Origin of the sequence: Paraglaciecola sp. (assembly GCF_039964565.1) — a bacterium.
Taxonomy (GTDB): domain Bacteria; phylum Pseudomonadota; class Gammaproteobacteria; order Enterobacterales; family Alteromonadaceae; genus Paraglaciecola.
The window spans coordinates 68,941-91,774 of sequence record NZ_JBDVXF010000038.1 but is presented as its reverse complement, the minus strand read 5'-3'; the positions used below and the strand labels follow the sequence as shown (position 1 = coordinate 91,774).

Here is a 22,834-nt window from a genome sequence, read left to right as displayed (position 1 = left end):
GAGAGAGTTAGATTGAGCGATTTATTATCCCAAGACGAAATTGATGCACTATTACATGGTGTAGACGATGTTGAAGAAGAAGAAGTTGACAGTGGTGTGTCTGATGGCTCGGCAATGGAATACGATTTTTCTTCCCAAGACAGGATCGTTCGTGGGCGTATGCCAACCCTTGAAATCGTTAACGAACGATTTGCTCGTCATATGCGAGTCAGTCTATTTAATATGATGCGTCGCTCGGCAGAAGTCTCTATTAATGGCATCCAAATGATTAAGTTTGGCGAGTACATTCATACTTTGTTTGTGCCGACTAGTTTGAATATGGTGCGTTTCCGTCCTCTCAAAGGCACGGGCTTGATTACCATGGAAGCTAGGCTAGTGTTTATTTTGGTTGATAACTTTTTTGGTGGTGATGGACGCTATCACGCTAAAATTGAAGGGCGGGAGTTTACTCCAACCGAACGTCGTATCATTCAAATGCTGTTAAAGCTGATCTTTGAAGACTATAAAGAAGCTTGGGCGCCGGTTATGGATGTTTCGTTCGAGTATCTTGACTCTGAAGTCAACCCTGCTATGGCCAATATAGTGAGTCCGACAGAAGTCGTAGTTATTAGTTCTTTTCACATTGAATTAGACGGCGGTGGTGGTGATTTCCATGTATCTCTACCGTATTCGATGTTAGAGCCCATTCGTGAGCTATTAGATGCCGGTGTGCAAAGTGATAAAGAAGACACTGATTTGCGCTGGAGCAAAGCGTTACGAGATGAAATCATGGATGTGGAAGTTGCGTTATCTACTCATATGATGGATTTGAAGTTGTCCTTAGAAGATGTCATGGAGCTTGAAGCTGGTTTTGTGATCCCCATCGAAATGCCTGAACATATTACGGTATTAATCGAAGACCTACCGACTTTTAGAGCTAAGCTAGGTCGCTCCAGAGATAATGTAGCACTGAAAATAATTGAAAAAATTCCGCGCCCGACTTCTGTGAAGTCTGAGCTGCAACTGTTAACAAAAGGTGGTCGCAGAATCGACAGCGACGCTGAATTACAAACCCTTGAAGATGATTGGTAAATCCAGTTATCAAGAGTATGGAGTAAATTATGAGTGAAGAAGACGGTTTAGATGATTGGGCTGCGGCAATGGCCGAACAGGCTGACGAAGAAAGTAAGCAAGAAGGCGCTGATGAGCAGTCTATTGCTGGAGCCGAGATAGCCGAACTTGAAGAGTTTGATGAAGATCACGAAATAACGCCCAAAGAAAAACGCAAATTGGATACCATTTTAGATATTCCTGTGACTATCTCGATGGAAGTGGGTCGCAGTAATATCAGTATTAGAAATTTACTACAGTTAAACCAAGGATCAGTCGTGGAACTTGACCGGGTTGCTGGAGAGCCATTAGATGTTTTAGTAAATGGCACGTTGATTGCTCATGGAGAAGTAGTAGTAGTCAACGATAAATTTGGTATTCGATTAACTGATGTTATTAGTCAACTGGAAAGAATCAAAAAGCTTAGATAAACAAAACTCTTATAAAACATGGGTTTGGATGACTCTCGGCTCATGTTTAAGTTTCTCTTTTGAGGCTAATTCGGCGCCTCAATCTCTATCAAACCCGACTTCAATAGTGTCAATATTCCTGTCTTTACTGCTGGTTATTGGCGTTGTTTTTATGCTGGCGTTCCTGATGCGTCGGTTTAATGTCACTCAATCTGGTACTTCAAATCTTAAAGTTGTCGCGTCGATGATGGCTGGCACTAAAGAACGAGTCATGGTGATTGAAGTAGCTGGAGAGCAACATTTGTTGGGAGTGACAGCTCACAACATTAATCACTTGGCGACCCTAGCTAACCCAATAACAACTGCGACGCCTTTATCTTCCGGAAACGATAAATTCAAAGACAAACTTGCGCTGTTTATGGCAGGTAAAATAAATCCAGCAATGACTCAAAAAGACCAAGCCTCAACAAAATCTCAGAGTGAAAAGTCATGAAAAAAATACCTGTGAAGTTTTGTTTAATATTTGTGCTTTGTCTTATTTGCGGTCCGGTCTTAGCTGAACCGGGGATCCCAGCGTTAACCCTCACTGATAATCCAGACGGTAGTCAGGAATATACTATGACTTTGCAAGTCGTAGCTATTATGACTGCACTGAGTCTGTTACCCGCTTTTGTGATGATGATGACGTCGTTTACAAGGATCATCATTGTTCTATCTATTTTACGTCAAGCAATTGGTTTGCAGCAATCTCCCTCAAATCAAATCTTGATTGGCGTTAGTTTATTCTTGTCGATGTTTATCATGGCTCCCGTGTTTGAAAAGATAAATGAAACTGCATTACAACCTTATTTGAATGAAGAAATCACTTCAATTCAAGCCTATGAATTAGGTAAAGAGCCATTGCGCGCATTTATGTTGGCGCAAACTCGGGTTAAGGACTTGGAAACTTTTGTACAAATAGGTGGTATGGATGGACAATTTCAAGATCCTGTTGATGTACCAATGAATGTGCTGATCCCTGCGTTTGTAACGAGCGAACTAAAAACGGCATTTCAAATTGGTTTTATGTTGTTTATACCCTTTTTGATCCTGGATTTAGTGGTTGCTTCGATCTTAATGGCCATGGGTATGATGATGTTGTCACCAATGATCGTGTCATTACCATTTAAACTCATGTTATTTGTTTTGGTAGATGGTTGGAATTTAGTTTTTGGTACCTTAGCTAACAGTTTTGGTATGGGGTAGCGAATGTCAATGAGTAACGTGATTAAGGTGAGCTTGTGAGCCCAGAGGTCTTTGTAGAAATTCTTAAAGAAGCGTTGCAGATGGTTATTCTGTTGGTTTCAGCGATCATTCTTCCAAGTTTATTTGTAGGTTTAATTGTGGCTGTGTTTCAGGCCGCGACTTCAATTAATGAACAAACTATGAGTTTTCTGCCACGGCTAATTGTAACTTTGTTGGCTCTGAGTTGGGGAGGGCATTGGTTGGTACAAAAGCTTATGGATTTCTTTTTCACTATTGTCGAGCGTATTCCAGAAGTTGTGGGTTAGATACCATGACTTTTCTGGCTATAGGTTAAAACCTTGGACATAACCACCACTACAATCATGCAGTACTTGGCCGATTTATTGTTGCCATTTATGCGCATCGCTGGGCTTTTTACCTCCATGGTTGGTTTAAGTGCGAAAACAGTGGCTCCGACGACGCGAGCGTTATTAACGTTGTTCTTAACCTTGATTATTATTCCAGTCATACCACCAGTGCCCATTCCTGCTGCAGAACTTTTTTCTGTAGGAACATTTTTGTTAGTGATTCAGCAGCTAATTATCGGAATTGCACTGGGGTTTATATCTAATATGGTGCTTAATACCTTCGTTTTGGCTGGGCAAATAGTAGCCTTGCAAACGGGGCTAGGTTTCGCATCTATTGTCGATCCGGTCAATGGAATTAATGTTCCTGCTGTAGGGCAGTTTTATCTTATTTTAGCCACGTTACTTTTTTGGGCGTTAGATGGGCACTTAGCGATGATCCGCATGGTTGTAATGAGTTTCGAAGCTTTTCCTATTGGTGTGGCTTGGTTTGCTCCAGAACAATTTAGAGACATCGCTCACTGGGCAGGTTGGATGTTTATTTCAGCCGTCACCATTTCTCTGGCACCAATTGTTTCGTTGCTTATCGTCAACTTGGCTTTTGGAGTCATGACAAAAGCAGCGCCGCAATTAAATATCTTTAGTATCGGTTTTGCTATCGCACAAATTATGGGACTTCTAATAATTTGGTTAACTCTAGACAACTTAACCCATCATTTTGAAGTGATGTGGGATCGGGCACAGAGCATGATGTGTCAGTTAGTGTTAGTTTGTCCGTAGGTTAAGGGGAGGAAATCATGTCTGATGCAAACGAAAAAACAGAAGAACCCACCTCCAAAAAAATTGAGGACTCCCGCAAAAAGGGACAGATAGCCCGTTCTAAAGAATTGTCAACCGCTTTAGTTTTAATCTCGAGTGCAGTGAGTTTTTTACTGATTGGTTCGATGATTGCCAGCTCCATATTTGAAGTGACGCAACGTACTTTCACTTTGTCTCGGGATGAAACCTATGACTTTACCCACATGTTCCAAGCTTGGGGGTTCGCTTTCGACACAATTAGTATGCCTGTACTACTGTACATGGTGATTGTGACCATTGCGGGTATCTACGGAAATATTGCATTAGGGGGTTATAATTTCACCTGGGATGGCGCTAAACCAAAAGCACAGAAAATAAGCCCGATAGCGGGGTTTAAACGTATGTTCGGTATGAATAGTGTGGTGGAGTTGCTGAAAGCGATCGCTAAATTTGTCGTGGTGGCATTAATGGCATATATCGCATTAATAACGTTTCAAGATGAAGCACTGCATTTAGACTTAGAGTTGTATCCCCGTAATTTATTTCACGCGATGGAGTTAATTGCGTGGGGTTTTTTAATCATGTGTTGTGCTTTGATCCCTATAGCTGTGTTTGATGTGCCTTATCAGAACTATAAACACAATAAAGAAATGAAAATGTCTATGCAGGAAGTCAAAGACGAACGCAAAAATGCTGATGGAGATCCCCAAGTAAAAAGTAGAATTCGTAAGTTACAATATCAAGCCGCTGCAAATCGTATGATGCAAGAAGTGCCGAATGCGGATGTCGTTGTCACTAACCCCACTCATTTTTCTGTGGCATTAAAGTATGACCAGTTCGGCACTCGTGCACCAACCCTAGTCGCAAAAGGGGTAGACGAAATGGCCATGCATATTCGTACTATCGCTAACGCACACGAAGTACCAATTGTTGCTTCTCCAATGCTGGCAAGGGCGATTTATTATTCCACCGAAGCTGAGCATGAAATTCCAGAGAAATTGTTTATGGCTGTTGCTCAAGTTCTAGCCTACGTTTATCAATTAAAAGCCTTTAAACAAGGCAAAGGCAAGCGCCCGAAACCTCTAAATCGTAATTTACCGATCCCACCTGAATTGAGGCGTTAACTTTAACTTGTTGATAGATCATTGTTGTTTCTATGATACTTGGCGCGCTAGTTGCTTTTATTGTTATTAAGGTCAACAAAATTAACAAAGCGTCAATAATTCGTTTATGCAACTCACATCGTATTTAGGTAGGTTTGATAAAAACCAATTAAAGTCAGTTACATCTGGGTTAGGAGCGCCAATAGTCTTGTTGGCCATAATGGGCATGGTGATTTTACCAATGCCTGCATTTCTTCTAGATATTCTTTTCAGTTTCAATATCGCCCTGTCTTTAGTTGTCATTCTGGTTTCGGTGTTTACCAAGAAACCCGTTGATTTTGGCATATTTCCACTAGTGTTACTTATCGCCACAGTTTTGAGACTTGCCTTAAATGTGGCGTCTACCAGGATAGTTTTATTAGAAGGTCATGAAGGTGGAGACGCCGCTGGTAAAGTCATTCAAGCCTTCGGAGAAGTCGTAATTGGCGGTAATTATGCCGTCGGTATAGTGGTTTTTGCGATTTTACTTATTATTAATTTTAAAGTAGTTACTGCTGGTGCCGGGCGTATTTCCGAAGTCAGCGCGCGTTTTACTTTAGATGCTATGCCAGGCAAACAAATGGCAATTGACGCTGACTTAAATGCTGGATTTATTGATTCTGATGAAGCCCGTAAACGCCGTTTTGAGATCACTAGTGAAGCGGACTTTTATGGCTCGATGGACGGTGCCTCTAAATTTGTAAAAGGCGATGCTATTGCCGGTCTATTCATCATGTTAATTAATATTGTAGGTGGCTTATTTATTGGCATGATCCAGCATGACCTAGCCTTTGGGGACGCAATTGAAATTTATACCTTATTAACAATTGGTGATGGTTTAGTGGCACAAATTCCATCATTACTGCTTTCAGTAGCCACTGCCATTATTGTGACGAGAGAGAATGACTCACAGGAAATGGGTAACGAGTTAAGTCGACAGCTAGGTAATCAAAGAGCTTTATATATTACCTCCGCAATTTTATTTGTGATGGGTATCGTACCAGGAATGCCACACATTGCTTTTTTAGGGTTTAGTGCTGTGGTAGGTGGCTACGCCTATTACAGCTATTGGCGAGCACAAAAAATTGCCAACGAGCCTGAAGTGGTGAAATCGTTACCTGAACAAAATCAACAACCATTAGAAGTGAAAGAGCTCGGTTGGGACGATGTTCAGCACGTTGATACCATTGGATTAGAAGTGGGTTATAGACTAATCCCGCTGGTGGATAAAGCTCAGGGCGGGGAGCTGCTTACCCGCATCAAAGGGGTACGAAAAAAGTTATCTCAAGAACTGGGCTTCCTCATCCCTCCAGTACATATTCGCGACAACTTAGACTTGAGTCCAAACAATTATACAATCGCCATGTTAGGGGTCACTGTTGGTGAAGCGGAATTGAGCCATGATGATGAGTTGGCTATTAACCCTGGGCAAGTGTTCGGAAAATTAGAAGGAAAAGTGACTAAAGACCCTGCCTTTGGCTTGGATGCGGTTTGGATCAGGGCTAATCAAAGAGAACACGCGCAAACCTTAGGGTATACGGTAGTTGACGCTGCTACTGTAGTTGCGACCCATCTAAGTCAATTGTTAACCAATAATGCCTACCAGTTGTTAGGCCACGAAGAAGTGCAACAATTATTAGACTTGTTAGCTAAAAACAGCCCTAAATTAGTTGAAGGGTTGGTGCCTGACATATTGCCCTTGAGTACAGTCGTTAAGGTTTTACAAACCATGCTTTATGAAGGTGTACCTATCAGAGACATGCGCAGCATAGTACAGACCTTATGTGAGTTTGGTCCTAAAAGCCAAGATCCGGATGTATTGGTGTCAGCGGTACGCATTGCCCTTAAGCGTTTAATTGTTCAAGAGATCAATGGCGGATTGCCTGAGATACCTGTTATTACTTTGGCCCCAGAATTGGAACAGATGTTGCACCAGTCACTTCAAGCTGGTGGCGCCGATGGAGCAGGTATAGAGCCTGGGTTAGCAGAACGTTTACAAGGTTCGTTAAATGAAGCGTCTCAACAACAAGAATTGGCAGGTGAACCTGCAGTTTTATTGACTTCGGGTATGTTACGTCCTGTATTGTCAAAGTTCTTAAAACACTCGGTGAGTGGATTACATGTGTTGTCCTATCAGGAAATTCCTGATGACAAACAAATCAAAATTGTCAGTGCCGTGGGTCAATAATATGACGGATTCAAATGAAGTAGTGTGGGTATTTAAGGGGTATTTATGAAAATCAGACGGTTTTATGGCAAAGACATGCGAGAAGCGCTCAAACAAGTAAAGGATGAGTTGGGTGGAGATGCAGTTATCATGTCAAACAAAAAACATGCTGACGGTATCGAAATAGTTGCCGCATACGATAAAGAACCCAATGCTCCAGTTTTGGCTGATAAAACTGAATCGCAGCCCCAAGTTCAAGTTGTAAGAAAAACGCCTACTTTGAGTGAAATTATTGGTGACACGGGTCCTGACAGTTTAAAAGCCCTGTTAGAAAAACAGGCTCAGTCTAGCTCTCCTGCGCAGATTAAAGATATTGAGCCTCCTTCAGAAAAAAATCAGCCGCTTTATTCAAATCGCCCCGCTCCTGCTAAGCAAGATAACCAGCAACAGGAGGCCCTTAAGGAAATGCGGCAAGAGCTGTCGTCTTTACGTCATATTTTGCAATTTCAGGTATCTGGCTTGATTGAACAAGAAAAGAATCGTAAACATCCATTGCATGGCTATTTGTTTCAAAGATTACAGCAAATGGGAATTTCGGATCCTTTGGCAGAAGAAGTGGTGTCATATGCGCCAGAAGAAGCTGATGAGAGACAATCTTGGTTATTCTTACTAAAACTATTGGCTAATAGATTACAAACCAAACATGATGATATCTTGTCCCAAGCGGGTGTAGTGGCATTGATGGGGCCAACTGGTACAGGCAAAACCACTACAATCGCAAAGTTAGCAGCACAAGCCGCTCATAAATTTGGTGCAGATCAAGTGGCGATTATTACTTTAGACAATTATCGAATTGGTGCATTTGAGCAGATAGCGACTTATGGAAAGATAATTGGTTGTAGTGTTAAACAAGCTCAAAATTCAGACGATCTATCAGATTTACTTTATCAATTTAGAAATAAACGTTTAGTATTGGTAGATACAGCGGGTTTCAGTCAAAAAGATGCTAGATTAATCAAACAGTTAGATACTATGAAACAGAGTTCTTGTGCTAACATTAGACATTATCTGGTGATGCAAGCAAACTGCCAATACCGTGTTATGCAACAAACTATAAATGAGTATCGACAGATTTCTCTGCAAGGGTGTATATTGACTAAGTTAGATGAGTGTTACAGCTTAGGAGAGGTAATTAGCGTGGCAATTGAGAACAAACTACAAATTTGTTATTTGGCTGACGGGCAACGAGTCCCTGAAGATTTGCAACCTGCAAGTACAAAATTTTTAATTACTAGTGCTGCGAAGCTTTATAAAAAATTCGGTTTAATTCATACTAGTGGTAATCACGTTAATAACGCAGCAGTGGCAGTATGATTGAGGACCAAGCGAGTAGCTTAAGAAGAATGAATCAATCTAGGTTAATAAAAGTAATAGCCGTGACCGGCGGAAAAGGTGGTGTTGGGAAAACAAATGTTACCCTCAATACCGCAATATCTCTGGCTCAGCAAGGCAAGAGAGTCATGGTGTTGGATGCCGATTTAGGCTTAGCTAACGTAGATGTGCTTTTAGGCCTTAGAGTGGAAAAAAACCTTTCCCATGTTTTGTCTGGTGAATGCACTTTAGATGAGGTGCTCGTTGAAGGACCTTATGGGATCAAGATTGCTCCAGCTACCTCTGGAAGCCAATCGATGACAGAACTTACCGCTACCGAACATGCAGGTCTCATTCGGGCGTTCAGTGAATTACAATCACAAATTGATGTATTGATTGTTGATACGGCGGCTGGTATATCAGATATGGTATTAAGTTTTTCGAAAGCATCACAAGACATCATGATGGTAGTATGTGATGAACCAACGTCTCTCACCGATGCTTACGCTTTGATAAAAATTCTGAATAAAGAACATGGTATATTTAGATTTAAGATTGTTGCTAATATGGTGCGCAGTATGCGCGAAGGCGACGAGTTATTTTCTAAATTGACTAAGGTAACTAATAGATTTTTAGATGTGGCATTAGAACTTGTGGCTGTGATCCCGTTTGATGAAAATGTCCGAAAATCGGTAAGAAAACAAAAAGCTGTAGTTGAAGCATTTCCAACTTCGCCGGCAGCTATGGCTATTAGAAGATTAGCGAAGAAAGCAATGGAATGGCCCATTCCCAATCAACCCGGTGGCCATTTGGAGTTTTTTCTTGAACAACTGGTCACAAAAAAAGTAGTAGGCGATAACAGGTGAATAGTAAAGCTGCCGCTTATCAACAATTAGCCGATAAGAATGAGTTGGTAGAAAGACATGCTTCGTTGGTTAAGCGAATTGCGCATCATTTAATCGCTCGTCTACCAGCTAGTGTGTTAGTCGATGATTTAATTCAGGCTGGTATGATAGGCTTACTAGAAGCGTCGAGAAATTTTGATGGTAGCAAAGGTGCCAGTTTTGAAACGTTCGCAGGGATCCGTATTAGGGGATCGATGTTAGATGAAATACGCAAAGGAGATTGGACGCCTCGTTCTGTGCATAAAAATGGTCGTGCTATTACCGAAGCGATTAATCAAGTAGAACGTGAAACTGGACGAGACGCCAGAGACTTAGACGTAGCAGTCAAACTAGAGGTCAGCATTGAAAGTTATCACCAGATGTTAAATGAGGTGAATGCTGGAAAAATTATTGGGATAGAAGATTTAGGCGTTACGGAAGATGTCATAAGTACACAACAAACTAAAGGTTCAGACACGCCCTTTGAAGATTTTCTTCAAGGTTCGTTTCAAAAAGCACTGGCTCATGCCATTACTACATTGCCGGAGCGTGAAGCAATTGTATTGTCTCTATACTATGATGAAGAGCTGAACTTAAGAGAAATTGGTGAAGTACTGGATGTAAGTGAATCCAGAGTGAGTCAAATACATAGCCAAGCGATGTTAAAGCTTAAGTCTCGCATGCAGTCTTGGCGTTCAAACGAAAAATAATTATAGCAATAAAGTTGGGTTTTAAACTAAGTGTTAAAACTCTTACCGGAGGTGGTTTTGGATAAGAATATGAAGATCCTTGTGGTTGATGATTTTTCAACTATGCGTAGGATTATCAAGAACTTACTTAAAGATCTTGGCTTTGCAAACATACAAGAAGCAGATGATGGTAGTACTGCATTACCTATGTTGCAGCAAGGTGATTTTGATTTTGTGGTAACGGACTGGAACATGCCCGGTATGCAAGGTATTGATTTACTTAGAGCTATACGAGCAGACGCTAACCTAAAACACATTCCTGTTTTGATGGTGACTGCAGAGGCTAAAAAGGAACAAATTGTTGCTGCCGCGCAAGCTGGTGTTAACGGTTATGTTATTAAACCTTTTACAGCGGCAACATTAAAAGAGAAGTTAGCAAAAATATTTGAAAGACTTGGTTAAATTCAGGCTAATCTGATTACGAGGAAAGACTGTATGACGGCCTTGAAAAATGCGCCAATTTCTCTTGATGACGCAAAAAAATTAGTAGTACTTTTAGAGAACGGAGATAACCAAGGAGCGCAAGATTTACTTGAATCCGCTGGGGCTCAAAGTTCTGTAGAACTGTTTGCCGAGGTGGGTAAATTAACTCGGCAACTCCATGATTCATTGAATAATTTTCAACTCGATCCTCGTATAGTCGATATGGCGAATGAAGATATTCCAGATGCTCAAACAAGATTAACTTATGTAATTGAAGCAACGGAAGAGGCGGCGAATAAAACCATGGACTTGGTGGATTCTTGTATGCCAATTGCAGAAAAGTTGCATAACGGCATCGTTACGGTTTTACCTGAGTGGAATAAACTGATTGCCAGAGACTTGCAGTTGGGTGAATTTAATCTTTTAGTAAAAGAATTAGACAACTTTCTGAAGGTTGGTAGTGAAGACTCTGCAAAATTAACGGGTCTATTGACCGAAGTACTAATGGCCCAAGGTTATCAGGATTTAACCGGACAAGTTATTAGACGCGTTATTGAACTCGTTAAAGAGGTTGAAGATAATTTAGTCTACATGCTTACTATGTTTGGCGGGGTTGAACCTAAAGATGGAGTTGAGGTAACTGAAAAGCCTAACAAATCTGAGAATGAGGCCGATATGGTTAAGGCTGAAGGTCCAATTTTGGATGCCGACAGCAGAGAAGACGTAGCGTCAAATCAAGATGACGTTGATGATTTGCTTTCGAGTCTGGGATTTTAAGGGGACCTTCATATGGCTTTTGATGTTGACGAGGAAATACTAGCTGACTTTTTGGTTGAAGCTGGTGAAATCTTAGAGCTCTTGCAAGAGCAGCTCGTCGATTTAGAAAATAATCCAGAAGATACGGATCTGCTTAACGCCATTTTCAGGGGTTATCATACTGTTAAAGGTGGGGCTGGGTTTTTATCGTTGACCGAGTTAGTTGATATTTGCCATGGTGCAGAAAATATCTTTGACGTTATGCGAAATGGTCAAAGAACCCTTACGCCTGAACTGATGGATGTAATATTGCAGGCTACCGATGAAGTCGTGCAAATGTTTGATCTTGTCAAGGCTGGTGAGCCCTTAGTTGCTGCCGAAAAAAGCCTTATCGATACCCTAACTAGGCTCAGTAAACCAGAGTCGGCAGATGAAGCTGCAACATCAGTAAACCCAGAGCCAATTGCGACCGAGGCTGTTGTAAGCGATGACGTCCCTGTAAATAAAGATCAAGACACTTCAAGTTCAGACGATTTTAGCGAAGACGAATTTGAGGCTTTATTAGATGAATTGCATGGCGGTAATGCGCCAGGAACTAAAGAAGTCGTTAAGATTGAGGAAGAGTCTTCAAGCGATGAAGATATCAGTGACGACGAATTTGAGGCACTTCTAGACCAGTTACATGGCAAAGGGCAGTTCAAAGGGGATGAAACACCTAACACTGTTTCTGAAGCGGCGACAACCGAGCAGAATTCATCGGGTGATGATATTACTGATGATGAATTTGAAGCGCTACTAGATCAGCTCCACGGTAAAGGTAAAGGCCCTGCTGAAAAGTCTGACGTAGAGAAAGAAAGCAAATCGGTTGTGGCCGAGCCCACTGAAGTTAAGAAAGCGCCAGCGGCTGTAAAAAAAGCTGAATCTACTAAACCTGTAATGCCAAAAAAAGAAGAGAAAAAGTCTGCTCCACCTCCTCAAGCTGAAACGACAGTTCGAGTCGATACTAAACGTCTAGATCAAATAATGAATATGGTGGGGGAGTTAGTATTAGTCAGAAACCGTCTACTCAGCCTTAGTGCCAATGGCAATGACGAAAATATGGCGAAGGCCATCGCCAATTTAGATGTTGTTACGGGTGACTTGCAAGGTGCGGTAATGAAAACCCGTATGCAGCCCATTAAGAAAGTATTCGGGCGTTTTCCTCGCGTTGTTCGTGATCTTGCGCGAACGCTGAAAAAAGAAATTACGCTTATTCTAGAAGGCGAAGAGACTGATTTAGATAAGAACTTAGTAGAAGCCTTGGCTGATCCTTTAGTGCATTTGGTTCGAAATTCGGTCGACCATGGTATTGAAATGCCAGAAGAAAGAAAGGCTGCCGGTAAACCGACTATGGGTACGGTTAAGTTGTCGGCATCTCAAGAAGGCGATCATATATTACTGAGTATTATTGATGATGGTAAAGGGATGGACCCAGAAAAACTGAAGGAGATAGCGATCTCCCGTGGTGTTTTAGACGCTGATACCGCAGCAAGAATGACAGATCTTGAAGCTTTTAATTTGATTTTTGCACCTGGATTTTCAACTAAAACTGAAATATCTGAAGTATCCGGCCGCGGTGTGGGTATGGATGTAGTCAAAACGAAAATAAATCAGCTTAACGGGTCCGTCAATATTGATTCTAGTATGGGGGTTGGTACTACACTTGAAATTAAGGTGCCATTAACTTTAGCAATATTGCCCACCCTAATGATAGTAATTGGTGAACAAACCTTTGCGCTGCCACTTGGTTCTGTGAATGAAATCATCAACCTTGATATGCAAAAAACTAATACCGTTGATGGTCAACTAACCATGATTGTTCGTTCTAAAGCTATCCCACTGTTTTATTTAGGCGAGTGGTTGGCGAGAGGCGAAGTCAATATTGATAAAACTACAGGGCATGTTGTTGTGGTTCAAATAGGTACCCAGCAACTTGGTTTTGTAGTTGATGCATTAATTGGACAGGAAGAAGTGGTCATTAAACCATTGGATGAACTGCTTCAGGGTACACCTGGGATGGCTGGTGCTACCATAACCAGCGACGGTGGTATTGCCTTAATATTAGATGTACCAGGGTTACTGAAAAGGTATGCGACCAAAAAATCATAGGTAGATATGCGCTTAATGAAGCCTAAAAAAAAATTGATAGTCAATATTACAAAAAAGATAGGCGAAGATGACATATAGGATTTTAATTGTTGATGACTCAACTTTTTTTCGCCGCAGAATAAAACAGATACTTGAAGACGATGCTGGATTAGAAGTGGTAGGGGAAGCCAAAAATGGTCAAGAGGCGTTGACCTTAGTTGCTTCTTTAAAGCCAGACGTTGTTACTATGGATATTGAAATGCCTGTAATGGACGGGATCACAGCCGTCAAAAAAATAATGGCTAGTAATCCTGTTCCTATTATTATGTTTTCATCACTTACTATGGAAGGAGCGCAAGCGACCTTAGACGCGTTGGATGCGGGAGCGTTAGATTTTCTTCCAAAGAAATTCGAAGATATTGCGTTAAATAGAAAAGAAGCCATTCTTCTGTTACAAAACCGAGTAAAAGCACTGTGTGGACGTAAGGTAATCAGAAGCCATTCTTTGGCAAAAATGCGTTCCGAAGCATTTAGACCAACCGATACTTTAACCTCCAATTCCTTAAATAGAATTAATAGGAAAACTCACTTAGGCGCAAATAATTCAAGTCGTTACGATTGTTTGGCAATCGGTACGTCAACCGGAGGACCTGTAGCTCTCCAGAAAATATTGACTGAGTTGCCGAGCAATTTTCCAGTACCTGTTGTGTTAGTGCAACACATGCCCGGTTCTTTTACTCTGGCATTTGCTAAACGTTTACATGATTTATGCAAAGTCGCTGTGAAAGAAGCGAGCAATGGTGAAAGCTTGCAACCAGGGGTGTGTTATCTTGCTCCTGGTGGAAAACAAATGACTATTGAGGGCACATCAGGCAATGCAAAAATAAAAATTTCTGAGCCTGAACGATTTCCTGAAGCGACCTATAAACCGAGTGTTGATGTAACATTTGATTCTATGGCTCAAGTTTATTCAAGTAACGTACTCGCCATTATATTAACTGGAATGGGGGCTGATGGCAGAGAAGGTTGTAAAAAGCTAAAAGCTAAAGGTGCTAAAATATGGGCACAGGACGAGCAAAGTAGCGTTGTATACGGTATGCCTCAAGCGGTTACCATAGCTAACATTTCCCAAGCGAATTACGACATTGCTCATATGGCAGGTCATATACTTAATGAAATAGTAGATTGAGGGAAGAGGGGCGCTTCGGGTGTTGTTACAAAATGAGAGTATTAGCCTGTTTGTCGCAAGATTTCCTTTGAGTCTTGTTGTTTGCGCGAGGTTACTAGCGTGGTAGTTTGGACGGTAGCTAATCACAAAGGTGGAGTAGGTAAAACTACTACAACAGTGACGCTAGGTGGCCTATTGGCCCAAAGTGGACAGAGAGTGATTTTGATTGATACGGATCCTCAGGCATCATTGAGTTATTATTTTGGTGTCGATTCAGAAGAGTTGTCAGCTAGCCTCTTTAACGTATTTATGGCTGGGAAGGCAGTAACAAAAGAAAATGTCTTAGATTGTTTAAGCCCAACAAAGTTAGACTCTTTGTTTATTCTACCAGCGACCATGGCACTTGCTACTCTTGATAGAAAGTTAGGCACACAAAGTGGGATGGGTTTAATACTTAGACAGGCGCTAGACTTAATACGTGATGAGTTCGATTACGCTCTTATCGACTGTCCACCGGTTTTAGGCGTGTTAATGATAAATGCGCTTGCAGCATGCGATAGGGTGGTGATACCTGTGCAGACTGAATTTTTAGCGCTAAAAGGTTTGGATAGAATGATACATTCTATGGAAATTATGCAAAAGTCTTTAGCAAAAACGTTTGCCTATACTATAGTGCCGACTATGTACGACAAACGTGTTAACGCCGCTACCGAAGCATATAGTACATTGACTCGCACTTATACGCAGAGAGTGTGGGTTGGACTAATTCCAGTTGATACTCGCTTCAGAGATGCCAGTCAGGCGCAAAGTCCCCCATCAGTTTATTGCCCTAAATCCCGAGGGGTGTTTGCCTATGCGAAGTTACTTAGCTTCCTACAAAAATTGGAATCGCAAAAATGAGTGGTAATTCGTTCGCTAACGAAGATGTGATGGACGATTATATGTCAGCATTGTTGAGTGACGAGGCAGTACTTGAAGATGTTCAACGTCAATCTGTTGAACAACTTTTGCAAACAGCCCCAGCTCCGAGAACTGAACCTTTTATCGAGCGTGAAGTAGAAACTGTCGAAACGGTGCCTGCTATTACTAAAGTTCTAGAGCCTAAGGTCGAAAAAAACCTAGCGACCATTAAAACGCCTTCGAAAGTTATTGTACCTGTTATTCCTAAAGGCGAATTCCAAGTGCTATTGTTCGAAGTTGCTGGTATGACCTTGGCAGTTCCATTGACAGAATTAGGAGGAATACACCAAATAGAGAGTATTAATCCTCTTTTTGGGAAGCCTACATGGTTTAAAGGTGTTTTGCTGCATCGAGAAGAAAAGTTTAATGTAGTTGATACTGCAAAGTGGGTAATGCCAGAAAAATCTGCTGAAAAGCTGGCAGAATCCACAAAATATCAATATCTTATAGTATTAGGTGAAAGTGGTTGGGGGTTAAGCTGTGAAAGTTTGGTTGCCACCGAAACATTGTTACCAGATGACGTGAAGTGGCGAAATGTAGAAGGTAGTCGACCATGGTTATCTGGAATGGTTAAAAAGAAAATGTGTGCCTTGATGAATGTACAACAATTGATCAATATGTTGAATCAAGGTTTAAGCAGCAACGATTAGCCTATATTGGGCCGGAGCATTGGGAATGAGTGACGACAGAAATTCAAGTAATACAGTAGCCGCAAACGGTGATGAAGTCCTGCAGTGGGTTACTTACAAATTAGGTGAAGAAACTTACGGTATTAATGTAATGCAGGTACAAGAAGTGCTGCGTCATACCGAAATTGCCCCAGTTCCGGGTGCGCCAGATTATGTTTTAGGAATTATTAATTTACGGGGTAACGTAGTTACCGTTATCGATACCCGTTCGCGTTTTGGATTACCTTCTTCTGACATTTCAGATAATACCCGAATAGTGATTATTGAATCTGATGATCAAGTAGTAGGTATTCTGGTAGACAGTGTGGCTGAAGTGGTATATCTACGCTCGTCGGAAATAGACAGCGCACCGAATGTTGGGACGGAGGAAAGTGCCAAGTTCATACAGGGAGTAAGTAACCGAGATGGTCAGTTACTGATTCTCGTTGATTTAAATAAATTGCTCAGCGACGAAGAGTGGACCGAAATTACCAATATCTAAGTATTAAACCTATGCCACACGCCTAACTTTTATGTAATATTTTTGTTTACATTAAAGTGTGGCGTGTATTGCTGACTTTTTAGAGATGATTATGAGTTTCCCAATATTACTAAGCATGGTCGCGCTGATTGTCTCCTGTATTTGTTTAGCTATTCTTTTTGTACTCTTTAAACGCCATACCGCTCAGCTTGAAATTATTGATTCTCAAAGGCAATTACAGTCTGAATTAAACAAAAAGTTACATGACCTAAAAGAAGAGATACACGAAATCCGTAGTGGCAATCACGGTGTTATTACTCGTTTTAAAGAGTTAGTGCAGCAAGTGGATAACTTGCAGGCTTCACAGCAAAGTCTTGCCGAAAACCTAGTCGAACAAGATCCTCAAAGCCGCTTTTATAGCAAAGGCGCTAAACTCATCAGTCAAGGCGCCAGCCTCGAAGATGTGATGCGCGAATGTGACATGCCAGCAGCAGAAGCAGAGTTATTGTTTAATTTGCATAATAATCAGAGATAGGGCTTAGTTTTAAGTTTTATTTTGTTGTTCTATTTAATTTGGCTGCCCATACGACCAGTAATCGAGTTGTATTTACAGCCTATTTGTTCTTTTGGTTTATTCATTTGAGAGAGAAATGCCCTACTAAGGGTTTTAAATGTTTAAGCGAACTAAACAGAGTTTTTATGCAAATAACTTAAACTATTTTGTCAGGAGTTTATTATGGAACTAATTGGCAATTATGAGGAAAAGTGAGTTGAAAACAGTTGTTGTCCTGGGTGGTTATGGAAATTTTGGTAAAAGAATTGTAGAAAACCTATCTAAAATAGAAAACATTACCCTAGTTATTGCCGGTCGAAATCTAAATAAATCTTCAGCTCTAGTAGAAAGTCTAGGTGCAATTTCCACAGCGAAACTAGAGCCATTGTTCATCGATATTTTCGCAGAAAATTTCGATGAACAATTAGCTAGTTTGTCACCCTATCTTGTTATTCACACTAGTGGTCCTTTTCAGGGGCAAGATTATCGAGTCCCCAAAGCATGTATTGAATGTGGCGCTCATTATATTGATTTAGCAGACGACAGAAGGTTTGTTTGTGATATTACAAATCTAGATAATCAAGCAAAAGCAAAAGGCGTATCAATAGTAAGTGGAGCTAGCTCAGTACCAGGATTGTCTTCAGCCGTGATTGAACGATATCAGAGTCAGTTTAGCAGCATTGAAGCTATTAATTTGTCGATTGCTCCGGGCAATAAAGCGGAGCGTGGATTGGCAACTGTTGAAGCAATTTTATCTTACACAGGTCATCCATTAAATGTATTTAAAGAAGGTCGTTGGCAAGATGTTTATGGTTGGATGGACTCTAACGTAAATGATTTTGGCAGCTATGTTGGCAAACGTTACTTAGCTAATGTTGATGTACCTGATTTAGAGTTATTTCCTCATCGATACGAGGTAAAACAGCAAGTTAGCTTTCAAGCTGGCTTAGAGCTTTCGCTATTACATAAAACAATGGTAGGCATGGCCTACCTTTCAAAAATTGGTTTAGTAAAAAACTGGGCACCATTATCAAAAGCTATAGTCAGTGCCAGTAATTTTTTTCTTCCTCTAGGCAGCGACAAAGGGGCGATGGAAGTCGTTATTTGTGGTGTGGGGGAGCAAGGCAATACTAAGAAGGTAAAATGGACGTTATATGCCCCCAAAGGAAATGGCCCTTATATTCCAACACTTTCAACCATTATTTTAGCCAGTAAACTTTTAAATAATGAAGCCAATGAGTCGTCAAAAATAACTGGTGCAACACCATGTGTAGGTTTATTTGAATTAAGTGAATTTGATACATATTTTGATGCCTTAGAAATTCAATACGAAGAGTTGATAGAGTAGGTAACATGGAACATTATTTATTCCTTAAATTGATCCACATTCTCGCAGCTGTTGTCGTAACGGGCACTGGTATGGGGATAGCCTTTTTTATGTTTATGTCTAACCGTTCTAACAATCCTCAAGCCATATATGTAACAGCCAAACATGTTATTTTAGGCGATTGGATTTTTACTACCCCTGCTATTATTACGCAAATTATTACAGGTATGTTTTTGATGAAGATGCAAGGGTACTCATTTTCTGCACCATGGTTCTATTGGGTTATAGGACTATTTTCTTTCATTGGGTTGTGTTGGCTGCCTGTACTTCGTATTCAATATAAGCTGCGCGAGTTAGCTAAAATTTCTGTTGATTCCAATCAAGTGAGTTCTGAATTTAAATCGCTAATGAGAACATGGACACTATTAGGTGTGCCGGCATTCATCGCCATTTTAGCAATCTTCTGGTTAATGGTATTCAAGCCATTCCCTATAGCATGATTTATTAATCCAAAGACGGAACAATATGAATAGACTCAACCAAAATTCGTTGTTAAATGCAGCTAAGTATTCGCTGGCATTTTTATGGATATTTACTGGGCTTACTTCTATATATTTCTCCCCTGAAATTGGTTATGAAATCCTTGCAGGCGTCAATATCACAGGTTCAATTGCAGACCTTTCCGTTTATGCTGGAGGTGTTTTAGATATAGCAATTGGTCTTTGGCTTATAACTTCATTTAAAACCAAATTGTGCTGTATCAGTCAGGTGGTTGTTATTATAGTTTATACAATATTGCTGACATTTATTGATGCGAGTTTTTGGTTACACCCTTTTGGGCCTATAACTAAAAATTTCCCTATCATCGTTTTGGTTGGTTATGTTTACATCGCTAGTGGAAATGGTAACTTAATGCCTCCTAAGTCTATGCACAACAATTGAAAATATTAACCTTATAAATAAAGAGCTAAGCCTTGTCGTCTATACAAATTGCCAGATTCATCATTTCCTTTAGTTGGTTGTATCATGGGATTTTTCCAAAACTTGTTCATATTGCACCGCTAGAAAAAGCCATGACAGCAAGTATTGGCTTATCAAATGAGCTTTCTTATTTAGTGACAAAATTTGCGGGTGTTGGTGAGGTGATTTTTGGGGTGTTATTCTTTATTTTATACAGAAATAAAACGATGGTCTTACTTAATATTATCGGACTCATGGGCCTATTATGCTTTGTGGCAATATTGCAGCCTCAACTACTTATTGAGGCTTTTAACCCAGTGACCACAAATATTGCCCTAATCGGATTTAGTCTAATTTTGCTTGTCGAACTAAAGAGTGAATTAAAAAAGGTAAAAAGAAAGGAGAAGGTTTGAACATATCTAAAGTATTCTCCGAATGTGACATGCCAGCAGCAGAAGCAGAGTTATTGTTTAATTTGCATAATAATCAGAGATAGGGCTTGGTTTTTTAGTTTAATCAATTTACTTCAAAGTTGTTCTCTTATTGCCGCTAAACAGGATTCTTTATCTTTTAACCATAATGAATAGCTTAGCGGAACAAAGTTAATTCCAGCTCTTTTTATTAACTTATAGGTATTCAATTCAAAGTAATCTGCCCATGGTCCTGGATAACCGATGAGGTCTATAGCTACATACCTGTCTTTGTGCCTCACAAGCACGTCAATGTATGTGCCTAACATTTCGTACCCACCCCAACATTCAAAGCCTTCTTCAACTAGTAATTTGATGACTTCATTTTGGAATACATCTGGTTGCTCAGATTGACTATGTTCAATCGAGAATTGTTGGATTGATGCGAGATACCGTTTTAAAAGATTACTCGTGGGAAGTATCTGTTCGTCTATAGAAACGAATAAATACTGGGTGGTTCTTGCGCGAGTGACGGCAACGTTAAATACGTCTCTTTTGTTAAGATATGCCGCTGCTCGCAAACTAAAATTGTCGAGACTAAAAGATAACAGCATAGTGTCTCTTTCTTCACCTTGGAAACCGTATGGTGTGGCAACTTTAATGTTGTGTAACTTGATCTCTTCTAAGCTGATTGTCTTTTCAACGAGGTCTGCAATATATTTCACTTGTTTACTAAAGGGTGATAGCACACCGATGGAAGTAACCTGTCCTGTTTGCTTACTTAAATCTATGGCCCGCTGAATTTGCTCTAGAACAGCTTCGGCTTCAAGTTTGTTATAACCCGCTGTATGTCTTTTTCCCTCTAACCTTTTTAGCTTGATATGTCCAGAAGAGGAGCAGGGGCGGTGTTGCATGACTTTTAGTTTATTATTGTAAAACAGTTTATTACTAAAATTAATGAGTTCAGGTTGGCTTCTGAAATGTTCATCAAGGAATGCAATTTGCAATTGTTGTTTTGACGCACAAAGCGCCAAATCTAGAATGCTGTTGTCTCGATAACTCATTAGAAGTTCAGATTCGGTAGGCGCACGTTCCTTGGCAATTTTTGCTTCTTTAGCTTTTGACAAAAATGAAAAATGTCTTAATTGCTTTTGATCACCAACAACCAATGCACGCTTAGCTCTTTGAAACGCTGGTAACGAACTGGCAATGTTGCACTGAGTCGCTTCGCCAATAATCACTAAATCAAACATTTCCGAGGTAAGCGGTAATACGCGATGTAAAGTGTTAAGCGTTACTAACCAGACAGGAAAACCATTTAGTAATGTATCGAAATTTGCTGACGAAAAATACTCAGCTTGCTTAGAAGACGTTCTCGCTCTCACGGCTCTATTTAAAGTTTGAACCGTTTTTCTATCCTGAGATATTAAGTTAGACATGCGATATGCTTTGGTTGATCGCAGATACTGTGCCGATTTTACTTCTTTATTTTCGAGCTTTTCATTAAAGTGCTGCTGGATCGACCAAAGGTCTTTTAGGCCATCTATCGAAGAGTGTTGGATTCTGTGAATCAGACGTTCCCAAAAATTAGCGATGCTGTTTTCTATCTTATGTGAAAGGTGACCTAACTTTATTGCTCGCTTGCATAGTTTCAGAATGGTACTTTCGTGTACGTTTATTTCATCGACTAATGAATCCACTTCTTTTTGCAGTATCTGTAGTTCTTTGGCCTCTTCAAAGTTGTAGTATCCAGCTAAAAGGTCGCTTAGATATTGTTTAAAATTTAGTAGAAACGTTTTCTGACCTGCCCGAACATAAAAGTTCTCTAAGCTAAAATCATTTTTTAGCTTATCAGCAATCACATCTAAAGCTGTTTCAGAGCCAGCAACAATGAGAACACTTTCATTTCTAGTCACATGTTCAGCGGCAACTGCTGCCAGCGTGTAACTTTTACCTGTTCCTGGTGGACCAGATACAATGCCTAATGTTTGTGTTGCTCCGATAGTAAGCACTTTCTTTTGTGCTTCACTTAACAATGCTGGAAGCCTATTGGAGTTGACTTTAGTTACTCGACTATCATTGTACGTTTGGCTAAGTAGACTTTTTAAAGGGGCGGATAATGTTTTATTTTCCTGCATACGAGATAGTTCATGTAAAACGCCTCTGCTACTTGTAGAACGTTCAACAAAAGCTAACGTTGAAACCGGGAGTAAAGTGAGATCATTTCTTTTTATCGTCTTAGATGCGTCACTTCGGCTAGCAAGCAAAGGAAAACGCATTGCCTTAGTAAGGTTTATTTCAAAAGGGCTGTTATCTAGAAGTGCTGCCCAATAACTTGGGTCATATAGTCGATTTGTATCAAAGTCGGGAAGGTTGTCTATTTCGGGTAACAATAACGAGAACAATTCTTCGTTTACAACAGACTGCCCCTCACTAATTGAAAAATAATAACCGTACTCATCGCTTTCAATTTTTGCTTCACTTGTAACTAAGGGACTAAATAAAGATGTGGAGTCGTCGTTGGTATTCGTACTAAGTTGGCCAGTAACAAAAAATGAACAATGCAGTACTACACGCTCTCGCTGATAGATCTCAGCTCTTTTGGATAGTGATTCGCCAACTGATTGAAGTATTGGCATTCGATGTAGTTCACCATTTGCAACCTCGTCTTTCTCTTTGATAAAGATAATATCGTCTTTTGAAAGACGTAATAAGTTTCGAAGGTTGTAATCCGCTGAGTCTTCCCTAAAACATTCCTTATAATAGTCTAAAATTCCGTCAAGATTCATTGATATAAATTGT

General features: G+C 40.4%; 24 protein-coding genes. 23 read left to right on the top strand and 1 reads right to left on the bottom strand.

The features are described 5' to 3' along the window. The first annotated feature begins 12 nt into the window (after positions 1-12). From fliM to ABJK37_RS16915, 23 genes are all read left to right on the top strand, one after another. Positions 13-1,071, top strand: coding sequence for a flagellar motor switch protein FliM (fliM, locus tag ABJK37_RS17025; RefSeq protein WP_215929100.1), 1,059 nt, complete (start codon positions 13-15; stop codon positions 1,069-1,071). A 29-nt stretch (positions 1,072-1,100) separates the two neighbouring features. Then, the gene (fliN, locus tag ABJK37_RS17020) at positions 1,101-1,520 is read left to right on the top strand and encodes a flagellar motor switch protein FliN (RefSeq protein WP_348356449.1); all 420 of its coding nucleotides are present in this window, start codon (positions 1,101-1,103) and stop codon (positions 1,518-1,520) included. Continuing rightward, entirely contained in the window at positions 1,480-1,992 is a 513-nt protein-coding gene (gene fliO / locus ABJK37_RS17015) for a flagellar biosynthetic protein FliO (RefSeq protein WP_348356447.1), read from the top strand. Before fliN ends, fliO begins: the two co-directional genes overlap by 41 nt. After that, a complete protein-coding gene (gene fliP / locus ABJK37_RS17010) occupies positions 1,989-2,744 on the top strand; it encodes a flagellar type III secretion system pore protein FliP (RefSeq protein WP_348356445.1) in 756 nt (251 codons plus the stop codon). Before fliO ends, fliP begins: the two co-directional genes overlap by 4 nt. A gap of 35 nt (positions 2,745-2,779) precedes the next feature. Beyond that, positions 2,780-3,049, top strand: coding sequence for a flagellar biosynthesis protein FliQ (gene fliQ / locus ABJK37_RS17005; protein WP_215929104.1), 270 nt, complete (start codon positions 2,780-2,782; stop codon positions 3,047-3,049). A gap of 33 nt (positions 3,050-3,082) precedes the next feature. Further along, the gene (gene fliR, locus ABJK37_RS17000; protein ID WP_348356443.1) at positions 3,083-3,868 is read left to right on the top strand and encodes a flagellar biosynthetic protein FliR; all 786 of its coding nucleotides are present in this window, start codon (positions 3,083-3,085) and stop codon (positions 3,866-3,868) included. A 17-nt stretch (positions 3,869-3,885) separates the two neighbouring features. After that, entirely contained in the window at positions 3,886-5,010 is a 1,125-nt protein-coding gene (gene flhB / locus ABJK37_RS16995; RefSeq protein ID WP_348356441.1) for a flagellar biosynthesis protein FlhB, read from the top strand. A 106-nt stretch (positions 5,011-5,116) separates the two neighbouring features. Further along, positions 5,117-7,216, top strand: a complete 2,100-nt coding sequence (gene flhA, locus ABJK37_RS16990; protein WP_348356439.1) for a flagellar biosynthesis protein FlhA — start codon at positions 5,117-5,119, stop codon at positions 7,214-7,216. 45 nt (positions 7,217-7,261) lie between these two features. Further along, positions 7,262-8,569 carry a flagellar biosynthesis protein FlhF gene (gene flhF / locus ABJK37_RS16985; protein ID WP_348356437.1) on the top strand — a complete coding sequence of 436 codons (1,308 nt, stop codon included), beginning with the start codon at positions 7,262-7,264 and terminating at the stop codon, positions 8,567-8,569. Continuing rightward, a complete protein-coding gene (locus ABJK37_RS16980; RefSeq protein WP_348356435.1) occupies positions 8,566-9,432 on the top strand; it encodes a MinD/ParA family protein in 867 nt (288 codons plus the stop codon). The genes flhF and ABJK37_RS16980 overlap by 4 nt, the downstream gene beginning before the upstream one ends. After that, positions 9,429-10,160: an RNA polymerase sigma factor FliA gene (locus ABJK37_RS16975; protein ID WP_215929110.1), complete on the top strand. Its 732-nt coding sequence runs from the start codon at positions 9,429-9,431 to the stop codon at positions 10,158-10,160. Before ABJK37_RS16980 ends, ABJK37_RS16975 begins: the two co-directional genes overlap by 4 nt. Positions 10,161-10,217: 57 nt before the next feature. Then, positions 10,218-10,601: a chemotaxis response regulator CheY gene (gene cheY / locus ABJK37_RS16970; protein ID WP_039989185.1), complete on the top strand. Its 384-nt coding sequence runs from the start codon at positions 10,218-10,220 to the stop codon at positions 10,599-10,601. Between the two features lie 33 nt (positions 10,602-10,634). Further along, positions 10,635-11,399 carry a protein phosphatase CheZ gene (locus ABJK37_RS16965; RefSeq protein ID WP_348356433.1) on the top strand — a complete coding sequence of 255 codons (765 nt, stop codon included), beginning with the start codon at positions 10,635-10,637 and terminating at the stop codon, positions 11,397-11,399. Positions 11,400-11,411: 12 nt separating this feature from the next. Then, the gene (locus tag ABJK37_RS16960; protein ID WP_348356431.1) at positions 11,412-13,526 is read left to right on the top strand and encodes a chemotaxis protein CheA; all 2,115 of its coding nucleotides are present in this window, start codon (positions 11,412-11,414) and stop codon (positions 13,524-13,526) included. Between the two features lie 67 nt (positions 13,527-13,593). After that, positions 13,594-14,694, top strand: coding sequence for a chemotaxis response regulator protein-glutamate methylesterase (locus tag ABJK37_RS16955; protein ID WP_348356429.1), 1,101 nt, complete (start codon positions 13,594-13,596; stop codon positions 14,692-14,694). 99 nt (positions 14,695-14,793) lie between these two features. Then, positions 14,794-15,573 (top strand): ParA family protein, encoded by a 780-nt coding sequence (locus ABJK37_RS16950; RefSeq protein WP_348356427.1) that lies wholly within the window; start codon positions 14,794-14,796, stop codon positions 15,571-15,573. Next, entirely contained in the window at positions 15,570-16,283 is a 714-nt protein-coding gene (locus ABJK37_RS16945; protein WP_348356425.1) for a chemotaxis protein CheW, read from the top strand. The genes ABJK37_RS16950 and ABJK37_RS16945 overlap by 4 nt, the downstream gene beginning before the upstream one ends. A gap of 25 nt (positions 16,284-16,308) precedes the next feature. Further along, positions 16,309-16,803, top strand: a complete 495-nt coding sequence (locus tag ABJK37_RS16940; RefSeq protein WP_293750551.1) for a chemotaxis protein CheW — start codon at positions 16,309-16,311, stop codon at positions 16,801-16,803. Positions 16,804-16,894: 91 nt separating this feature from the next. Continuing rightward, positions 16,895-17,317 (top strand): DUF2802 domain-containing protein, encoded by a 423-nt coding sequence (locus ABJK37_RS16935; protein WP_348356423.1) that lies wholly within the window; start codon positions 16,895-16,897, stop codon positions 17,315-17,317. Between the two features lie 235 nt (positions 17,318-17,552). Continuing rightward, the gene (locus ABJK37_RS16930; RefSeq protein ID WP_348356421.1) at positions 17,553-18,683 is read left to right on the top strand and encodes a saccharopine dehydrogenase NADP-binding domain-containing protein; all 1,131 of its coding nucleotides are present in this window, start codon (positions 17,553-17,555) and stop codon (positions 18,681-18,683) included. 5 nt (positions 18,684-18,688) lie between these two features. Beyond that, complete coding sequence (locus ABJK37_RS16925; RefSeq protein WP_348356420.1) at positions 18,689-19,162, top strand: DUF2269 domain-containing protein; 474 nt, start codon at positions 18,689-18,691, stop codon at positions 19,160-19,162. 25 nt (positions 19,163-19,187) lie between these two features. Continuing rightward, positions 19,188-19,604: a DoxX-like family protein gene (locus ABJK37_RS16920; RefSeq protein WP_348356419.1), complete on the top strand. Its 417-nt coding sequence runs from the start codon at positions 19,188-19,190 to the stop codon at positions 19,602-19,604. 32 nt (positions 19,605-19,636) lie between these two features. Beyond that, a complete protein-coding gene (locus ABJK37_RS16915) occupies positions 19,637-20,035 on the top strand; it encodes a DoxX-like family protein (protein ID WP_348356417.1) in 399 nt (132 codons plus the stop codon). A 113-nt stretch (positions 20,036-20,148) separates the two neighbouring features. Here ABJK37_RS16915 and ABJK37_RS16910 read toward each other — a convergent pair whose 3' ends face one another. Then, positions 20,149-22,821 carry an AAA domain-containing protein gene (locus tag ABJK37_RS16910; RefSeq protein WP_348356416.1) on the bottom strand — a complete coding sequence of 891 codons (2,673 nt, stop codon included), beginning with the start codon at positions 22,819-22,821 and terminating at the stop codon, positions 20,149-20,151. Positions 22,822-22,834: the final 13 nt, after the last annotated feature.